A 16,361-nucleotide genomic window follows, 5' to 3' on the forward strand; every position below is an offset into this window, starting at 1 on the left:
GCGAGGGCCATAGCGGGAGGAAAGCCGCATTACGCCCGGCTACGGGCCGGTGCGGCCGGGCAAAACCTAACCTTGACAGGCCGAGGCTTTCCTGCTAACTTTGGTGTCGGGAGGAAAAAAGGTTGGACTTAAGGGTGAGGCCCACACAGGCTTTAAAGGGTGAAATTATTCCGCCGGGGGACAAATCTATTTCCCACCGGGCTGCCATTTTCGCCGCTCTGGCCGACGGACTTTCGGAAGTAACCGGTTTTCTGGAAGCCGACGACTGCCGGAGCACCCTACGCTGCTTGGAAGGCCTGGGGGTTGAAGTAGAGAGGTGCGGTGAGGGCACCCTTAAGATCCGGGGGCAGGGACCGGAGGGTTTAAGGGAACCGGAAGATGTGCTGGATGCCGGGAATTCGGGTACTACCATGCGGCTCCTGATGGGGGTCCTGGCGGGACAACCCTTTTACTCAGTCCTCACAGGGGATAGGTCCTTGCGGCGCAGGCCCATGGCCCGGGTGGCCGACCCCTTGAGGCAAATGGGAGCCCAGATTTGGGGACGGGAGGGGGGCAACCTGGCCCCTTTAAGCATAAAGGGGGGCGGCCTGCGGCCTATAGATTACAGCCTGCCGGTGGCCAGCGCCCAGGTTAAATCGGCCATTTTGCTGGCCGGCCTTGCGGCCGAAGGGGAAACGGTAGTGAGGGAGCCCGTACCTGCCCGGGACCATAGTGAGCGCTTGCTGGAATTCTGCGGAGTGAGAATAAAAAAAGAAGATTGGAAAATTAGCCTTTGGGGAAGGCAGAGGTTACGCCCTTTTCAAATAAGGATTCCGGGAGATTTCTCGGCCGCGGCCTTCTTCTTAGTGGCCGCTTGTGTGCACCCCCGGGCGGAAATAGTGGTGCGCAACGTGGGCCTGAATACCACGCGGACGGGACTGCTCACCGTACTTACCGATATGGGAGCCGAGATCCGGGTTTACCCGGAAGGGACGAGCGCAGGCGAGCCTTATGGGGTGGTAAGCGCCAGGAGCAGTAACCTGCGGGGAACCAAAATCGGGGGCCCCCTTATCCCGCGTTTAATAGACGAGATACCCGTGTTGGCCGTGGCCGCTGCGGTGGCCGAGGGCCAGACGGTGATCCAGGATGCGGCCGAGTTAAAGGTCAAGGAAAGCGACCGCATCGCTACCCTGGCCATGGAACTGCGCAAAATGGGAGCTCGAATAGAAACCTTGCCCGATGGGATGATTTTAGAGGGGGGCACTCTGCACGGGGCGGTGGTGGACAGCCATGGCGACCACCGCTTGGCCATGGCCCTGGTAGTGGCAGGTCTCATCGCCGAGGGCGAAACAGTTGTTCGTGGTGCCGAATGTATGGCCGTTTCCTACCCCGGTTTTATGTCGGATCTGGAGGCTCTGCTAAAGTGAGGGACAATGTAGCTATAGATGGGCCCGCTGGAGCGGGTAAAAGTACGGTAGCCCGGCAGGTGGCGGAAAAGCTGGGCTATTTATATATCGATACAGGAGCTATGTACCGCGCCCTCACATGGAAGGCCCTGTCTCAGGGTCTGAACCTGGCCGACGAGGAAGGGTTATCCGCCCTGGCCGCGAGCACTTCCCTTGAGTTTAAACCCCTTGCTTCGGGGGTCACGGCGGTCTTCTGCGACGGGCGCGACGTAACGATGGAGATCCGCAGCCCCGAGGTTTCTCAGAAGGTGTCGCGGGTGGCTGCCATACCCGGCGTACGGCGAGAACTGGTCAAACACCAGCGAAAAATGGCCGCCGGCGGCGGAGTAGTAATGGACGGCAGAGATATCGGTACCTATGTACTGCCGGAGGCTCCCCACAAGTTCTTTTTAACCGCTTCCCTGGAGGAGCGGGCCAGGCGCCGATGGAGAGAACTGGTAAACCAGGGCCAGGGGGTTACCATGGAACAGGTGAGAGAAGAAATCGCGGAGCGTGACCGGCGGGACAGCCAGCGTTCTGTGGCTCCCTTGAGGCCGGCACCGGATGCCGTGGTGATCGACACTACCAACCTGTCACCGGAGGAAGTAACTACACATATTTTATGTATAATTAGGCAAACTTCCTAAGGAGGGAGATAACCCCGTCTTGTTTTACCGTTTTGCCAAGTTCGTGTGCTACCTCTTTTTTCGTTACATCTGCCGCTGGCAGGTGAGGGGTCAGGAGCTATTTCCCCGAGAGGGGCCGGCCATAGTCGTCGCCAACCACCGCTCTCTGTGGGACCCGGTAGCGGTGGGGGTGGCTGTTCCGCGGCAGGTGCGTTTTATGGCCAAGGAAGAGCTCTTTAAAATACCTGGACTGGGGGCTCTCTTACGGGCTTTAGGGGCCTTTCCCGTCAAACGGGGAAGATCGGATCGGGCGGCCCTCCAGGCCAGCTTGGATATACTGCGTCAAGATCAGGTGGTGGGTATGTTTCCCGAGGGTACGCGGGTCCGGACGGGTGAGCTCGGCCGCTTCTACGGCGGGGCGGCCCTCTTGTCCCTGAAGACCGGTGCTCCCCTGGTTCCGGTGGCCCTCAAGGGTACCGATAGGATCTTTTGCCGGGGGTGGTTCCGCCCTTTTTGCGTTGCCATCGGCAGGCCGCTGTTTCCCCGGCACAGCGGCCGTTACAGCCCTCAGGAGGTGGACGAATTGACCAGTATGGCCAGGGAGGCCCTGGCTAAATTGCTGGAGGAATTATAGGTTTTTCGTCCTATAAGCAGGAATTAGCCGATTTTTCGCGAACTCTTAATAACGTTGTTTGGGAGAAGATGACCCGGTGGATGTGATCGTCGCCGACTATGCGGGGTTCTGTTCCGGTGTCGCGCGGGCCGTAAAAATGGCGGAGAGAGCTCCGAAGCCACTCGCTTCCCTGGGGCCCTTAATCCACAACCGGCAGGTGGTAGAAGACCTGGCAGCTAAAGGCGTGCGACCGGTCGTCTCCCTGGACGAAGTAACAGAGCGGACGGTTCTGTTGCGCTCCCACGGGGTACCGCCTCAGGTTGTGGAGGAAGCAGGCGAGCGGGGGCTGGAAATAATTGACGCTACCTGCCCTTTTGTGCGGAGGGCCCAGCAATTGGCTGCGGAGCTTGCTGCTGCTGGTTTTGAAGTAATCATAGTCGGCGAGCCGGAACATGCCGAGGTCAGAGGACTGGTAGAGTGGGCAAAAGGCAAGGCGGTGGTGGTTCCTTCGGCTGCGGAAGCTGCAGGTTTACCCTGGCATCCGCGGCGGGCGGTGCTCGCCCAAACTACCCAGTCGCGGGCCACTTTGGAAGAGGTGGTAACGGCTTTACGCCCTATTTCCGGCGAGGTGGTCGTGCACAATACTATTTGCGATGCCACCCGCCGGCGGCAGGAGGCGGCCGTGGAAGTGGCTCGGCAGGTAGATGTAATGATAGTAGTAGGGGGTAAGGACAGCGCCAACACCCGCCGCCTCGCAGAACTTTGCCGGCAGACAGGGACGCCCACCTACCATGTGGAGCAGGCCGGAGAGATTGACCTCCGGTGGTTTAATAACGCCCGGCGGGTGGGCGTCACCGCTGGAGCATCCACTCCGGCGTGGATTATTGAGGAGGTTGTGCACATGCTGGAAAAAGAGCAGGTCCAAGTTATGGAAGAAGAAAAGGCCCCGGAAGGCGGCGAGGTGCTGGAACTCCAGGAGGAAGCAAACGGGCAGGAAGCCTTGGCCTCTGAGGAGCCGACCGCTGAGGAGGAAATGAATACCGACCAAGTGGAAAAGAGTCTGCCTAGGCTGCGTCGCGGCAGTATCGTTACCGGCACGGTGGTCCAGGTACGGGACAACGAGGTTTTGGTAGACGTAGGGGCTAAGGCGGAGGGGGTAATTCCCTTAAACGAGCTGTCTTACCGTCCCTTTACCGACCCCTCTGAGGTGGTGTCTGTGGGCCAGGAGATCCAGGTTATGGTGTTGCGGCCCGAAAACGAAGAGGGCAACCCCCTGCTCTCGAAAAAACGAGCAGACCGCCGTGCGGCTTGGGACAGGCTGGAGACCGCCTTTGCCAGTGGGGAAGAAATCGAGGGCGAGGTTACCGGAGTGGTGAAGGGCGGGCTCCTGGTGGATGTGGGCGCCCGCGGTTTTGTGCCGGCTTCCTTGGTGGAACGCGGTTATGTGGAGGATTTGAATGCGTATCTGGGCAAAAAGCTGCGCCTGCGGGTGATCGAGCTCGACCGGGCGAAGAATAAATTGGTCTTGTCCCAGAGGGCCATACTGGAAGAGGAATATGAGAAACAGCGCCAGGCCACGTGGGATAGCCTAGAGCCGGGACAGATCAGGAAGGGGATCGTGCGGCGGTTGACTAACTTTGGAGCCTTTGTGGACCTGGGAGGGGTGGACGGCCTGCTCCACGTTTCCGAACTGTCGTGGGGGCGGGTGGAGCACCCCCAGGATGTCCTCACTGAGGGACAGGAGATAGAGGTCAAGGTGCTGGGAGTCAACCGCGAGGAGGGAAAAGTTTCCCTCGGCCGCAAGCAGCTGCTACCCAATCCTTGGGATACTGCCGAAGAACATTATCCGGTGGGCAGTATTGTAGAGGGCAAAGTGTTACGTTTTGCGCCCTTCGGCGTGTTTGTGGAAGTAGAACCGGGCATCGAAGGTCTCGTCCATATCTCCCAGCTGGCCGATTACCATGTGGAGAAGCCCGAAGAAGTGGTAAGGATAGGACAAACCATCCCCGTGAAGGTCCTCAAGGTGGATCAAGAGGCCCAGCGCATGAGCCTCAGCTTGCGGCAGGCCCTGAGGGAAAAGAGGAGGCAGGAGAATCCCAAACCTGCCGGGAAGCGCCAGGAAGAGGGCGGCGGCGAAACAGGTGTAAAACTGGGGGATTTGTTTGGTGACCTCTTCGGAACACAATAGCGAGAGATTCCGGCGCAAACTCGATCACCTCCGACTTTACCAGGAAGGTTGGGGCGCGCAGTCCAACGCGTTCCACGATGTTTATCTGGTGCACCAGGCATTGCCGGAATTTGATTTGAAGGATATCGATTTATCCATCCGGTGGCTGGGGAAGACCCTGGCCGCCCCTTTTATTATTAACGCCATGACGGGAGGAACGCCGGCCAGCCTGGACATTAACCGCTCCCTGGCCCGGGCGGCTGCCAGGACGGGCGTGGCCATGGCCGTTGGTTCTCAGCACATTGCCCTGGAGGCTCCTGAGGTCCGGGAAACTTTTGCCATAGTCCGGCGGGAGAACCCGGGCGGGGTTATCCTGGCCAACGTGAGTGCCGGCGCCTCTGTGGACGAGGCGGCGAGGGCCGTCGAAATGATTGCCGCCGACGGGTTGCAGCTCCACCTTAATGTGGTCCAGGAACTTTTAATGCCCGAGGGAGACCGAACCTTTCATCACTACCGGGATCGCATCCGCGACGTGGCAGCAGGCCTTCCGGTGCCGGTGATAGTGAAGGAAGTAGGCAACGGCCTTTCCCGGGAAGTCGCCTTGGTCCTGTACGGCTGTGGGGTGCGACGCCTCGATGTTGGTGGGGGCGGCGGTACTAACTTTGCCGCCATCGAAAGCCGGCGTGCCGGAAGGGATAATAATGCTTATTGTAAGTGGGGCCTGCCCACAGCCTTAAGCTTGATGGAGGTGGCAACCTCAGGCCTTCCCCTGGAAATTGTAGCCACCGGCGGCATAGAGAGTCCGTTGGAGGCGGCTAAGGCCTTGGCCCTGGGTGCAAGCCTGGTGGGGGTGGCGGGACATTTTCTCAAGGTCTGCTTAGATGAAGGCGAGGAAGGATTGGTGGCGGAGATTGAGAGGTGGAAGAAGGACCTCCGAAACTTCTGCCTGATGTGCGGAGCCCGTAACATAAAGGAACTCAAGAAGAAGCCGGTAATCATCACGGGCCGCGCCCATGAGTGGCTGCTAAACAGGGGCATTGATCCTACCTCCTTCGCCCGACGCTAAGGGAAGGGGCCCGTGGCTCAGCATATTTCTCCCCTTTTCAGCGCAACCTATAAGCTGAAAAGGGGAGATTTTTTATGGCCGGTTATCCTTTGGGAGTTATCGTCCTGGTCGTCTTATTCCTCTTAATCTATTTTGGCCTGGCCCAGAGGGTGCTGGACCGCCTTTACCTGAGCGATAAGGCTGCCCTGGCCCTGCTGGCCGCCATCATTATAGGCAGTTTTATCAACCTCCCACTTTCCCGGGGAAGGATTGTCAGTTCCATTAACGTAGGTGGTGGTCTGATTCCCCTGGGACTGGCTGTTTACGTGTTGTACCGGTGTGGTACCCGAAAGGAAGTGGGTCGGGCTCTACTGGCGGCGGCCGTCACAGCCGGAGTAATCTTCGCCCTGAACAGCTGGCTGATGCGGGGAAAAGAACCCTGGGATTTTGCCATGAACATTCTTGATCCGTTGTACTACTACCCCCTGGTGGCCGGCGTTACGGCCTATCTAGTGGGCCGGTCACGGCGGGCGGCCTTCGTAGCCGCTATTTTGGGGGTTCTGCTGCTGGATCTTATCGATTACTTCATGTTGGCCGCGTCGGGCGTGAGGGGCACGGTGGCCGTGGGCGGTGCGGGTGTCCTCGATGTGAGCCTGCTGTCCGGTATTGTGGCCGTCCTCTTGGCGGAACTCATAGGAGAAAGTCGAGAGCGCCTGCAGGGGGGACCTGCGGTGGAAGGAAAACCCAAATCTCTTGTCGAGGGTCTGCGTCTGAAACCGGTCAAGAAGGCCTTGCCGGAGGAGAGAAGGAGCGATGAAGGTGAATAAAAGAATCGCCGGAAGTGTGTACTTGGGTCTGCTGCTGGCCGCACTCCTAGCCTCCGTCGCAATTTATAGAGCATGGAACACGGGGGCAAACCTGCTCCCGGCCTTCAGTCTGGGCGAACTCGATCTGAAGGAGCATACTGTCGGCACCTACACAACTTTGGTGGACGAGGAAGGGCGGGTACTGGATAAGATGGCCCGCCCGGTTTATAAAGATGACGAATTCATCGCCGAGGATAACTACCGCTACCGGGTAACCGAGATACAGGGGGACAAAGCCATATGTACCCGTGTAGGCCGGGAAGAGGTTGTGGTGGAGTGGCAGTCCTCCTCCAGGGCTTTTGGCGAAGCCACCCCGGCCCAGGCCGGAGGAGCCAAGAATCTCGTGGCCATTTACCATACCCATAGCGATGAATCCTATATACCCACCGATGGCAGTGAGAGCATCCCCGGGCAGGGGGGGATCCTTAAGGTAGGCGAGGTTTTCGCCGGCAAATTGCGGAGCCTCGGCGTAAACGTGTACCACGATGTTTCCGCCCACGAGCCCCACGACAACAACTCCTATAAGCGCTCCCGCCGCACAGCGGCTCAACTCATGCAGAAGGGGCCCGCGGCCATTTTCGACATCCACCGTGATGGGGTGCCTGATCCCGATTTTTATCGGCAGGTAGTGGCCGGTGAGAGTATTAGTAAAATCCGCCTGGTAGTGGGCCGGGAAAACCAGAACATGAATGCCAATCTGGATTTTGCTAAAAAAATTAAAGCCGCTGCCGATGCCAAATATCCGGGCCTCATAAGGGGAATATTCATCGGAGCAGGAAGCTACAATCAGGATCTCTCACCCCGGGCCGTCCTCTTAGAGATGGGTACCCATACCAATAGCCGGGAAGAGGCCCAGCGAGGGGCTGGCCTCCTGGCCGAAGTTATACCCACAGTGCTGGGTATCACGGCCCAGGCGGGGCCGGCCGCTCCCGGTACGGCCGGCGACTGGAAGGGCGTCGCCTTTGTTATCTTGGCCTTTCTCATCGGCGGAGCGGCATTCCTGGTATTAAGCTCCGGTGGTTGGGATAAGGCCCTGGCCAGGTTGCGCCAATATACTTCAGTAGAATGGATGAACCTCCTCGGCCAGAGGCGGGGCAGGACGGGTGGGCCGGGCAGGGGGCCAGAGGAAGGGAACGTCCTGGGTAAGAAGACCGTGCCTGCCGAAAAACTGCCACCCAATGACGCAAGGAAAGACTGGCAGAAGGATTGATTTATGGATGTTCTGACGCAAACCTTACTCATCGGCCTGATCGCCGGCTTACTCTGCCGGGTTTACCTTCTGCAGAGCGACTACCGGCGCTATCCAGGCTATCCCCATAGCGTGGTAACCCACCTTTCCCTGGCGGCCATAGCCTCCTTAATCGGAGCTGTGGCGGTTCCGGCTCTGGCGGCCCGGGAGTATACCGCAGTCACCTTCCTAGCCCTGGTTGCTCAGCAGTTCCGGGAAATACGCAACCTGGAACGCCAGTCCCTGGCGGAATTGGAAGAGAAGGAGCTGGTACCCCGGGGTCGCGATTACATCGAGGGTATAGCCCGGGTTTTTGAGTCACGGAACTATTTGGTGATGTTCACCTCCCTGGGCGCCAGTTTGGCGGCTTTTTACTTTCACTGGTCGGCAGGCATAGCCCTGGGTGTTCTCCTAACGTATATAAGCGGACATTTTAAAAGGGGGCAATACTTAGGGGAAATTGCTGTAGTGGAACCGGCAGAAATAACCTTCCGTGGCCCCTTTCTCACCGTCAACGGCGTAGTGCTTATGAACGTAGGATTAAAGAAATCCAGGGAGAAAATCTTGCGGGAGGGTCTGGCCGCCGTAATCAAACCTAAAAACGATGATGCGCGGGCCGTCCTCCATGATGCCGGGCAGCGGCAGGCCATACTCCACACAGTGGCCACCCTTTTAGGCACCAAACTGGATATCGGAGAACAAGAGTGGACTCCTATTATACGCAAGAACATCGATACCGGGGAACTCGTCCTTTACATCTTGCCCAACGAACCTGATATGGAGTGCCTGTTGCAGGCCGTGCGCATGACACCGGTCCTGGAAAGCGCGGTTACCCGCCCCTTGAAAAGCCGGGTGGGGAGGGCGGCTGCCGATTAAAGGGGGGAGAAGCTGCTGCTGGAGGAAATGCGGGGCAGTATCCTAGCCGTTATCGCCACGCGTGGTGCCAGGGATAAGGTGGCCGGTGGGGGAGCCCCCATATTTTTCGTCGAAGACGAAAACGAGCAGCAAAAACTGGGGCTAACCCTTAGCCGGGTGCTGGATGCCATGGCCCACGACCTGGAAAACGGCGTGCTGGTAATCGTGCGGCACTGAAGGCGCCGGGTATCAGGGATGAAGATAATTTATCACTGCTTTGGCGGAACCCATTCTTCTGTTGTAGCGGCTGCCCTTCACCTCGGCTGGATCGACCCGCACCGGTTGCCCGCCCCGGATGAACTACGATCCCTACCTTATTTTGATCGCCGCTCCCCGGGGATGGAGGGCTGGATTCTGTTCCTGGGAAGGGACCGGTACAACAACGAAGTTTACGTAGTAGGAAAGCGGGGGATGGGGGAAACCTTTGAGAACCTGATCGGCGGTTTGACGCAGGCATTGGATCTGCCGCGGGAAGAGGTCCTCCTCCTGAACACTTCTCCCCTGGTCAACTGGCTTATGGCCGTGGGCGGTTTTCTGTCCCGAAGGCTGGGTATCACCCTCCTCGGGCGTCCCCTGGTAATATGGGGGGTAAGACGCATTTTTACACGCCTGGTAACCTTTGTGCAGGAATGTCGCCTATTATGGGAAATAAACCGGTAATTTTCATCTATACTTGCTTCAGCGGGGCAGCGGCCGCCCTGGCGGCGGCACTGCACTTAGAACAATTGCCGCCGGACGAATGCCCTCCGTGGGAAGAGTTCCTTACCTTGCCCTACCTTAACCGAAAAATAGATAGGGGCAAGCTTTTTTTTAGGGGGCAAGATTCCTGCGGCCGCCGCATATATATTGCGGCTGTTGGACCTCATGGTAAACTGGTCCGCCAAATCATAACCAGCTTTCTCCCCTTATGGGGTTTGCCCGGCGAAGCCGTCAAGGTCGTGGATGCAGGGGAAAGGGTTTCTCCCCTTGTTTTTTTGGGTTGCCGCCTTAAGGCTCCCCTCCTGGTCTATTGGGGCCTGCGAAGGAGCTACCGGGAGCTCTCCCGGTGGGTCTACCAGGTGAGGGGTGATGGCCGGGGTTAAAAGGGCGGCGCTTGCCCCTGAAGGCTCGGGCCACCCCCTGCTCCGGGCCCGGCTTGAGGCTTGACGCCCTTTCCCCATTAAGGGAGATTTCGCCCCGGGGTTGTAAGGGCGGGTTGGGAAGGGCCAGAGCTTGAGTTCTCTTAAAGCTTGACGCTACCGGTAAAATATTGGATAATGGGGGCGAAAAACCGAAGGAGCGAAGGAATTTTGCCGAAGACGCGGGGAGCGAAAATCGCTGCGGTAATTCCTGGCAGTATAGCTGCCCAAATAGGGCTGGAGGCCGGTGATCTTCTGGTTTCCATTAACAGCGAGGAAGTGGAGGATATTATTGCCTACAGGTATTTAACGGCCGATGAAAACCTGGTAGTGGAAGTTATTAAGGCTGGAGGAGAACGGTGGGTTCTAGAGATCGAAAAGGATTACGGTGAGGACCTGGGGCTGGAATTCGCCGAAGCTGCCTTTAATGGGATGCGGCGGTGCAGCAACAAATGCGTCTTCTGTTTTGTGGACCAAATGCCCCCGGGTTTGCGTTCCAGCCTTTACTTCAAGGACGATGACTACCGGTTCTCCTTTTTGCACGGTAACTTCATAACTCTGACCAATCTGCGGGAGAAGGATTGGGAGCGCATCTTCCGCCAGCGCCTGAGCCCCCTTTATATATCAGTGCATACTACCAACCCGGCCCTGCGGGCCGGGTTGCTCGGCAATCGGGAGGCCGGGCTCATCCTCGAACAGCTGGCTCGGCTGCAGAAAGGGGGCATAGAGTTCCACACCCAGATCGTCCTTTGCCCCGGTGTCAACGATGGGAAGGAACTGGACAGGACTTTATCCGATCTGGCCGTTTTTTTCCCGGCCCTGGCATCCATAGCCGTGGTGCCGGTAGGCTTGACCGCCTACCGGGAGAAACTGTATCCCCTCCGGCGTTATACCCCGGAGGAAGCCCGGGAGGTAATAAGGCAGGTAGAAGAATGGCAGAGGGAATTTCGTTCCCGTTTCGGGCGAGGGCTGGTCTATGCAGCTGACGAATTTTATCTCTTAAGTGGTTGGCCGTTACCCGAGGCCCCGGCTTACGATGGTTTTCCCCAGGAGGAGAACGGGGTAGGTCTAACTCGCATATTTATGGATGAATTTTACCGGGAAGTTAAGGATGAACCCCTAAAAACCCCCGGGCGGGAGGGGACCGGGCGGCGGGTGGTAGTTGCCACGGGAGAGCTGGCGGTTCCTGTCTTGGAGGAACTGATAACGGCAGCTAAGGCTAGAGCCCGAGGCCTGGAGGTCAGGGTGGTTGGCATAGCCAATTCCTTCTTTGGCTCCCAGGTCACGGTGGCCGGGCTCCTGACAGGACAAGACTTAGTGCGCGGTTTAAGTGAAGGGAAGGTGGCGCCGGAGGAAAGGATTCTCCTTCCGGACGTCATGCTAAGAAAAGGGCACCAGGTTTTTTTAGACGACTGGACGGTGGATGATCTCCGGGTCCGGCTGGGCCGGGAGATAGAAGTAATTCCCACCAGCGGTGCGGCCCTGGCCCGGGCCCTGCTGGGTTAAGGTGTCCGCGTTCAGGTGGCAAAGGTTGCCTTGGAAGGCAGATCACCTTGTGGGAGGTACAGCAGTGAAAAAGCCAGTGGTGGCCATTGTAGGGCGGCCCAATGTAGGTAAGTCTACTTTGTTTAATCGCCTGGTGGGCGGGCGGGTAGCCATTGTGGAAAACGTGCCCGGCGTTACCCGGGACCGCTTATACCGGGACACCGATTGGCGGGGCTACGAGTTCACCGTGGTGGATACCGGGGGTATCACGGATGATCCTGAGGGCCTGGAGGGCGAAGTGAGGCGGCAGGCGGAGCAGGCCGTGGCCGAGGCGGCCGTGATCTTGTTCCTGGTCGATGCCCGGCAGGGACTGACGTCGGATGATTTCATCATCGCCGACATCCTGCGCCGCGCAGAAAGGCCTGTTATTTTGGTGGCCAACAAGGTAGAGGATTTCCGGGACCCGTACCTTTTGCAGGAATTTTACCGGCTGGGCCTGGGCGATCCCTTTCCCATTTCGGCGGCCCACGGTTTCAATGTGGGAGACCTTCTGGATAAAGTGGTGGAGCTGTTACCTCCGGAGGCCGGGGAAGAGGAGCGACAAGGTACAAGGGTGGCAATAGTGGGGCGGCCCAATGTAGGGAAGTCTTCCCTGGTTAACCGGCTTTTGGGGCAGGAACGGGTGATTGTCAGCGCTACTCCCGGCACCACTAGGGATGCCGTCGATACTTATTTTGAGGTGGCGGGAAAAGAGTATGTATTAATAGATACGGCAGGTATACGGAGGCGTAGCCGGATAGCAGAGTCTACCGAGCTTTACAGTGTGCAGCGGGCCTTCCGGGCCATCGACCGGGCGGACGTGGTTTTGCTGGTGCTGGATGCTACAGAGGGAGCAACGGCCCAGGACAAAAGAATCGGCGGCTACGGTCATGGGAGGGGTAAAGCGGCTATAATAGTAGTAAACAAGTGGGACCTGGTAGCCAAGGACAGTATGACCTTGGAAGCCTACCGACGGGCTCTGCGGCAAGAATTATCCTTTATGGATTATGCTCCTGTACTGTTCGTCTCTGCCCTGACCGGCCAGCGGGTCAGGGAGCTCCTGCCGGCCGTGGATGAGGCCGTGGAGCAGGCCAGGCGCCGGATAAGCACCGGAGTTCTCAATGCAGTTGTCCGGGAAAGCGTCCTGCTTACGCCCCCGCCTACCGTTAAGGGCCGGCCAGTCAAAATTTATTACGCCACGCAGGTAGACGTGCAGCCGCCCACCTTCGTCTTTTTTGCCAGCGATCCGGAAGCCATCCATTTTTCTTACCGCCGCTATTTGGAGAATCAGCTGCGCCGGACCTTCGGCTTTCAAGGGACCCCCCTTAAACTAATCTTCCGCGCCCGCAAAGGAGGAAGGGAGGCATGAAGTGGTTACTCGTTTTGCTGGTGTCTTACTTGCTGGGTTCCGTACCAACGGCCTATGTGGTGGCCAGATACCTTAAGGGCTTTGACATACGCCGCCGGGGGAGCGGGAATATAGGCGCCACCAATGCCTTTCGCACCATGGGTACCGGACCGGGCCTGGCGGTGTTGGCCGTAGACGTGTTGAAGGGCACTATTCCGGTTCTCTTAGGCCGAGCGGTGGGCGGAGACTGGTTGGCCGTGTTGGCGGGGCTGGCGGCCATGGCCGGCCATAACTGGTCTGTTTTTCTGTCCTTCCATGGTGGCCGCGGCGTGGCCACGGCCGCTGGGGTATTTCTGGGCCTGGCTCCTGCGGCCCTCTTTTGGGCTTTCCTCCTTTGGTTATTGGTGCTCCTCGCCACCCGCTATGTATCTTTGAGTTCTGTGGTGGCTGCCGCCTCGGCGCCGGTGCTCTTGTTGCTCCTTCACGGCCCCCTGCCTTACTTTCTCTTCACCCTCGTGGCCGCGGCCATTATTATTTATCGGCATAAGCCCAACATCAAGCGCTTGCTGGCGGGCAGGGAACCCAAAATAGGGGAGCGGAGTTAAAATGGGTCTTAAATTAACGGTGCTGGGAGCCGGTAGTTGGGGAACTGCTCTCGCTGCGTTGCTGGCCCGGAAGGGTTACCACGTGGTCCTTTGGGCCCGCAGATCCGAGGTAGCCCACGCCATCCGGGAGAAGAAAGAAAATACTAATTACCTACCCGGCGTTATCCTGCCGGACTCTTTGGTGGTAGAAACCGATTTGGCCCGGGCTCTGCATGAGGCGGGTGTAGTGGTCTTCAGCGTACCCTCCCAGGCCGTACGGGAAACGGCACGCCTGGTGAAACCCTATCTCCAACCCGAAACTGTGGTAGTGAATACCGCTAAGGGGCTGGAACTAGATAGCGGGCTCCGGCTTTCCCAGGTACTGAAGGAAGAAGGTCTGCATACATTGGCGGTGTTGTCCGGCCCCAGCCATGCAGAAGAAGTCGGCCGGGGCCTGCCTGCCACCGTAGTGGTGGCTTCTGAACGCCGGAAAATTGCGGAATACGTCCAGAATATTTTTATGGGCCCTTCCTTTCGCGTGTACACCAATCCGGACCTGGTAGGGGTCGAACTGGGCGGAGCCTTGAAAAATATCATCGCCCTGGCCACGGGCATGTCCGATGGACTGGGGTTGGGAGATAATGCCAGAGCCGCCCTCATGACCCGGGGCTTGGCCGAAATAGCCAGGCTGGGGGTGGCCATGGGGGCCAGCCCCCTGACCTTTGCAGGGCTGGCCGGAGTGGGCGACCTCATTGTAACGTGTTCCAGTATGTACAGCCGGAACCGCCAGGCCGGCATTGGCCTGGGGCGGGGGCTGCCCCTGGATGAGGTTTTGGCCCAGGTGGGTATGGTGGTAGAGGGAGTGCGGACCACGGCAGCCGCCAGGCGGCTGGCCCGCCAGTTGGGGGTGCCGATGCCCGTCACCGAGGAGGTGTACCAGGTCCTTTACCATCGGAAGCCGGCCCGTGAATGTGTGGGAGCCCTTATGGAGCGGAAGCCCACCATGGAGACCAACTTTTTGGGCGCAGGATGGAGTGATTAAGAACCACCCCACAGGTAATAATCCTCAAGCTTGGGCATATATATGTATTGTTAATACATGCCAGGAGGGGCGGTAGAAATTCCAGGCTTGGGGAGGGAGAAGGGTGGAGAACAGGGATATCTTTCGCGATATAGCTGAACGCACCGGCGGCGAGATTTATCTAGGGGTCGTGGGACCGGTGCGTACGGGCAAATCGACTTTTATAACAAAGTTTATGGACAAAATGGTTTTGCCCCACATTAAAAATCCCAACGAACGAGACCGGGCCAAGGACGAACTGCCACAGAGCGGCGCCGGGCGCATGATCATGACCACCGAACCCAAATTCATCCCCCAGGAAGCAGTGGAAATTACCGTACGTGAAGGGCTCAAAATGCGGGTGCGGCTGGTGGACTGTGTCGGCTATACGGTGGAAGGAGCCCAGGGATACGAAGGAGCCCAGGGGCCGCGCATGGTGCGTACACCCTGGTTCGAGCATGAGATACCCTTTCAGGAAGCGGCTGAAATCGGGACGCGCAAGGTCATTGCCGATCACGCCACCATAGGTATTGTGGTAACTACCGACGGCAGCATTACCCAGATACCGCGGGAGAACTATGTAGATGCAGAAGAGCGGGTGGTGTGGGAGCTCAAGGAGATGGGTAAGCCCTTTGTGGTCCTGCTCAATTCCGTCCATCCTTTAGATGAAGAGACTATCAGCCTGGCCGGCCAGCTTGAAGCAGAGTATAACGTCCCCGTTTTGCCGGTGGATTGCCTCCACCTGGAGGAAGAAGACCTGTTGAATATCCTGGAAGAAGCCCTGTACGAGTTTCCGGTGGCCGAAGTCAACGTCAATGTGCCCCCCTGGATCGAGGAATTGGACGGCAGCCACTGGCTGCGCCAGCAGTTGGAAGAGGCGGTCCGCGATGCCGTCGGCAAAGTAAAGCGCCTGCGGGATATAGAAGATGCCGTACAACAGCTTATGGGCTTCAGCCACGCTTCCCGTGTAACCCTGCGGGATATGGATTTGGGAACCGGTACGGCTCATATAGACATGTCTATAAGGGAGGGACTCTTCCACCAGGTCATCAAGGAGGTTACGGGTCTGGATATCAATAACGACAGAGAGCTTTTGCGGTGGCTGCGGGACCTGGCCGGTATTAAACGGGAGTGGGACAAATTCGCCTACGGCATCCAGGAAGTCCGCAACACGGGGTACGGCATGGTTACCCCGACGGAGGATGAAATGGAGCTGGCGGAACCCGAACTCATCAAGCAAGGGGGGCGTTTTGGGGTCAAGCTGAAGGCCACGGCCCCTTCGTACCATTTTATCCGCGCCAACATTACCACGGAGGTCACCCCGCTCATCGGTACGGAGAAACAGTGCGAGGACCTAGTAAAGTACATCATGGAGGAATTTGAAGAAAATCCTCAGAGCCTGTGGCAGACCAACATTTTCGGTAAGTCCTTGAGCGAACTAGTGAGGGAGGGCATCCAGAGCAAACTTTATCGCATGCCGGAAAACGCCCAGCTGAAACTTCAGGAAACGGTAGAGCGGATCGTCAACGAGGGTGGCGGCGGCCTGATCTGTATCATCATCTAGATCTGGCCACCCGCAACATTATAGAGTCAAATCCAGGAAACCGGTTTTTATGGCCGGTTTTCTTTTGTGTAGGGACACCTTTGGCCCAGCCTTTTACCCCTCCGGGGCCGGTGGAAAACTTCCCACCGGCAAGGCGGCCCGGAAGACTTCTCCAGGGCCTTACCTTTTTGAAACAGGATTCTCTAATTTGGAAAATCCCTCAGATCAGGCAAAAATGAAGAGCCCTTAGGAAGGGCCGGGTACCGGCGCGATTTCCGGCCGGGCCGGATCCGCGTATTT

At 58.0% G+C, this 16,361-nt stretch carries 16 protein-coding genes; all 16 read left to right on the top strand.

The window, feature by feature from the left end:
- Positions 1 to 122 precede the first annotated feature (122 nt).
- The 16 genes from aroA (at position 123) to spoIVA (ending at position 16,082) form a co-directional block, all read left to right on the top strand.
- A complete protein-coding gene (gene aroA, locus TAMC210_RS08990) occupies positions 123 to 1,406 on the top strand; it encodes a 3-phosphoshikimate 1-carboxyvinyltransferase (RefSeq protein WP_173298470.1) in 1,284 nt (427 codons plus the stop codon).
- Complete coding sequence (gene cmk / locus TAMC210_RS08995) at positions 1,403 to 2,071, top strand: (d)CMP kinase (RefSeq protein ID WP_254388605.1); 669 nt, start codon at positions 1,403 to 1,405, stop codon at positions 2,069 to 2,071. The genes aroA and cmk overlap by 4 nt, the downstream gene beginning before the upstream one ends.
- A 19-nt stretch (positions 2,072 to 2,090) precedes the next feature.
- Positions 2,091 to 2,684 (top strand): lysophospholipid acyltransferase family protein, encoded by a 594-nt coding sequence (locus tag TAMC210_RS09000; protein WP_173298472.1) that lies wholly within the window; start codon positions 2,091 to 2,093, stop codon positions 2,682 to 2,684.
- Between the two features lie 76 nt (positions 2,685 to 2,760).
- Positions 2,761 to 4,851, top strand: a complete 2,091-nt coding sequence (locus tag TAMC210_RS09005; RefSeq protein ID WP_173298473.1) for a bifunctional 4-hydroxy-3-methylbut-2-enyl diphosphate reductase/30S ribosomal protein S1 — start codon at positions 2,761 to 2,763, stop codon at positions 4,849 to 4,851.
- Complete coding sequence (gene fni, locus TAMC210_RS09010) at positions 4,829 to 5,896, top strand: type 2 isopentenyl-diphosphate Delta-isomerase (protein ID WP_173298474.1); 1,068 nt, start codon at positions 4,829 to 4,831, stop codon at positions 5,894 to 5,896. Before TAMC210_RS09005 ends, fni begins: the two co-directional genes overlap by 23 nt.
- A gap of 74 nt (positions 5,897 to 5,970) precedes the next feature.
- The gene (locus TAMC210_RS09015; RefSeq protein WP_173298475.1) at positions 5,971 to 6,702 is read left to right on the top strand and encodes a DUF1614 domain-containing protein; all 732 of its coding nucleotides are present in this window, start codon (positions 5,971 to 5,973) and stop codon (positions 6,700 to 6,702) included.
- Positions 6,689 to 7,951: a stage II sporulation protein P gene (gene spoIIP / locus TAMC210_RS09020; RefSeq protein WP_173298476.1), complete on the top strand. Its 1,263-nt coding sequence runs from the start codon at positions 6,689 to 6,691 to the stop codon at positions 7,949 to 7,951. The genes TAMC210_RS09015 and spoIIP overlap by 14 nt, the downstream gene beginning before the upstream one ends.
- Before the next feature lie 3 nt (positions 7,952 to 7,954).
- The gene (locus tag TAMC210_RS09025; protein WP_173298477.1) at positions 7,955 to 8,845 is read left to right on the top strand and encodes a YIEGIA family protein; all 891 of its coding nucleotides are present in this window, start codon (positions 7,955 to 7,957) and stop codon (positions 8,843 to 8,845) included.
- Between the two features lie 27 nt (positions 8,846 to 8,872).
- Positions 8,873 to 9,061: a capping complex subunit for YIEGIA gene (locus TAMC210_RS09030; protein WP_173298478.1), complete on the top strand. Its 189-nt coding sequence runs from the start codon at positions 8,873 to 8,875 to the stop codon at positions 9,059 to 9,061.
- A gap of 18 nt (positions 9,062 to 9,079) precedes the next feature.
- Positions 9,080 to 9,544 carry a DUF3189 family protein gene (locus tag TAMC210_RS09035; RefSeq protein WP_173298479.1) on the top strand — a complete coding sequence of 155 codons (465 nt, stop codon included), beginning with the start codon at positions 9,080 to 9,082 and terminating at the stop codon, positions 9,542 to 9,544.
- A complete protein-coding gene (locus TAMC210_RS09040; protein WP_173298480.1) occupies positions 9,526 to 9,966 on the top strand; it encodes a DUF3189 family protein in 441 nt (146 codons plus the stop codon). Before TAMC210_RS09035 ends, TAMC210_RS09040 begins: the two co-directional genes overlap by 19 nt.
- Before the next feature lie 207 nt (positions 9,967 to 10,173).
- Positions 10,174 to 11,508 carry a DUF512 domain-containing protein gene (locus TAMC210_RS09045; RefSeq protein WP_173298481.1) on the top strand — a complete coding sequence of 445 codons (1,335 nt, stop codon included), beginning with the start codon at positions 10,174 to 10,176 and terminating at the stop codon, positions 11,506 to 11,508.
- A gap of 64 nt (positions 11,509 to 11,572) precedes the next feature.
- Positions 11,573 to 12,895 (top strand): ribosome biogenesis GTPase Der, encoded by a 1,323-nt coding sequence (gene der, locus TAMC210_RS09050; protein WP_173298482.1) that lies wholly within the window; start codon positions 11,573 to 11,575, stop codon positions 12,893 to 12,895.
- The gene (gene plsY, locus TAMC210_RS09055) at positions 12,892 to 13,479 is read left to right on the top strand and encodes a glycerol-3-phosphate 1-O-acyltransferase PlsY (protein ID WP_173298483.1); all 588 of its coding nucleotides are present in this window, start codon (positions 12,892 to 12,894) and stop codon (positions 13,477 to 13,479) included. Before der ends, plsY begins: the two co-directional genes overlap by 4 nt.
- 1 nt (position 13,480) lies before the next feature.
- Complete coding sequence (locus TAMC210_RS09060; protein WP_173298484.1) at positions 13,481 to 14,500, top strand: NAD(P)H-dependent glycerol-3-phosphate dehydrogenase; 1,020 nt, start codon at positions 13,481 to 13,483, stop codon at positions 14,498 to 14,500.
- Positions 14,501 to 14,603: 103 nt separating this feature from the next.
- On the top strand, positions 14,604 to 16,082 hold the full coding sequence (gene spoIVA / locus TAMC210_RS09065; RefSeq protein WP_173298485.1) for a stage IV sporulation protein A: 1,479 nt from the start codon (positions 14,604 to 14,606) through the stop codon (positions 16,080 to 16,082).
- The last annotated feature ends 279 nt before the right edge of the window (positions 16,083 to 16,361 follow it).

It is taken from the genome of Thermanaeromonas sp. C210, assembly GCF_013167955.1.
Taxonomy (GTDB): Bacteria; Bacillota; DSM-521; order Neomoorellales; family Neomoorellaceae; genus UBA12545.

Coding starts and splice junctions, on each gene's coding strand:
- TAMC210_RS09060 (WP_173298484.1), top strand. CDS start 13,481: ATGGGTCTTAAATTAACGGTGCTGGGAGCCGGTAGTTGGGGAACTGCT.
- TAMC210_RS09040 (WP_173298480.1), top strand. CDS start 9,526: ATGGGAAATAAACCGGTAATTTTCATCTATACTTGCTTCAGCGGGGCA.
- TAMC210_RS09035 (WP_173298479.1), top strand. CDS start 9,080: ATGAAGATAATTTATCACTGCTTTGGCGGAACCCATTCTTCTGTTGTA.
- plsY (WP_173298483.1), top strand. CDS start 12,892: ATGAAGTGGTTACTCGTTTTGCTGGTGTCTTACTTGCTGGGTTCCGTA.
- TAMC210_RS09015 (WP_173298475.1), top strand. CDS start 5,971: ATGGCCGGTTATCCTTTGGGAGTTATCGTCCTGGTCGTCTTATTCCTC.
- spoIIP (WP_173298476.1), top strand. CDS start 6,689: ATGAAGGTGAATAAAAGAATCGCCGGAAGTGTGTACTTGGGTCTGCTG.
- TAMC210_RS09030 (WP_173298478.1), top strand. CDS start 8,873: ATGCGGGGCAGTATCCTAGCCGTTATCGCCACGCGTGGTGCCAGGGAT.
- TAMC210_RS09025 (WP_173298477.1), top strand. CDS start 7,955: ATGGATGTTCTGACGCAAACCTTACTCATCGGCCTGATCGCCGGCTTA.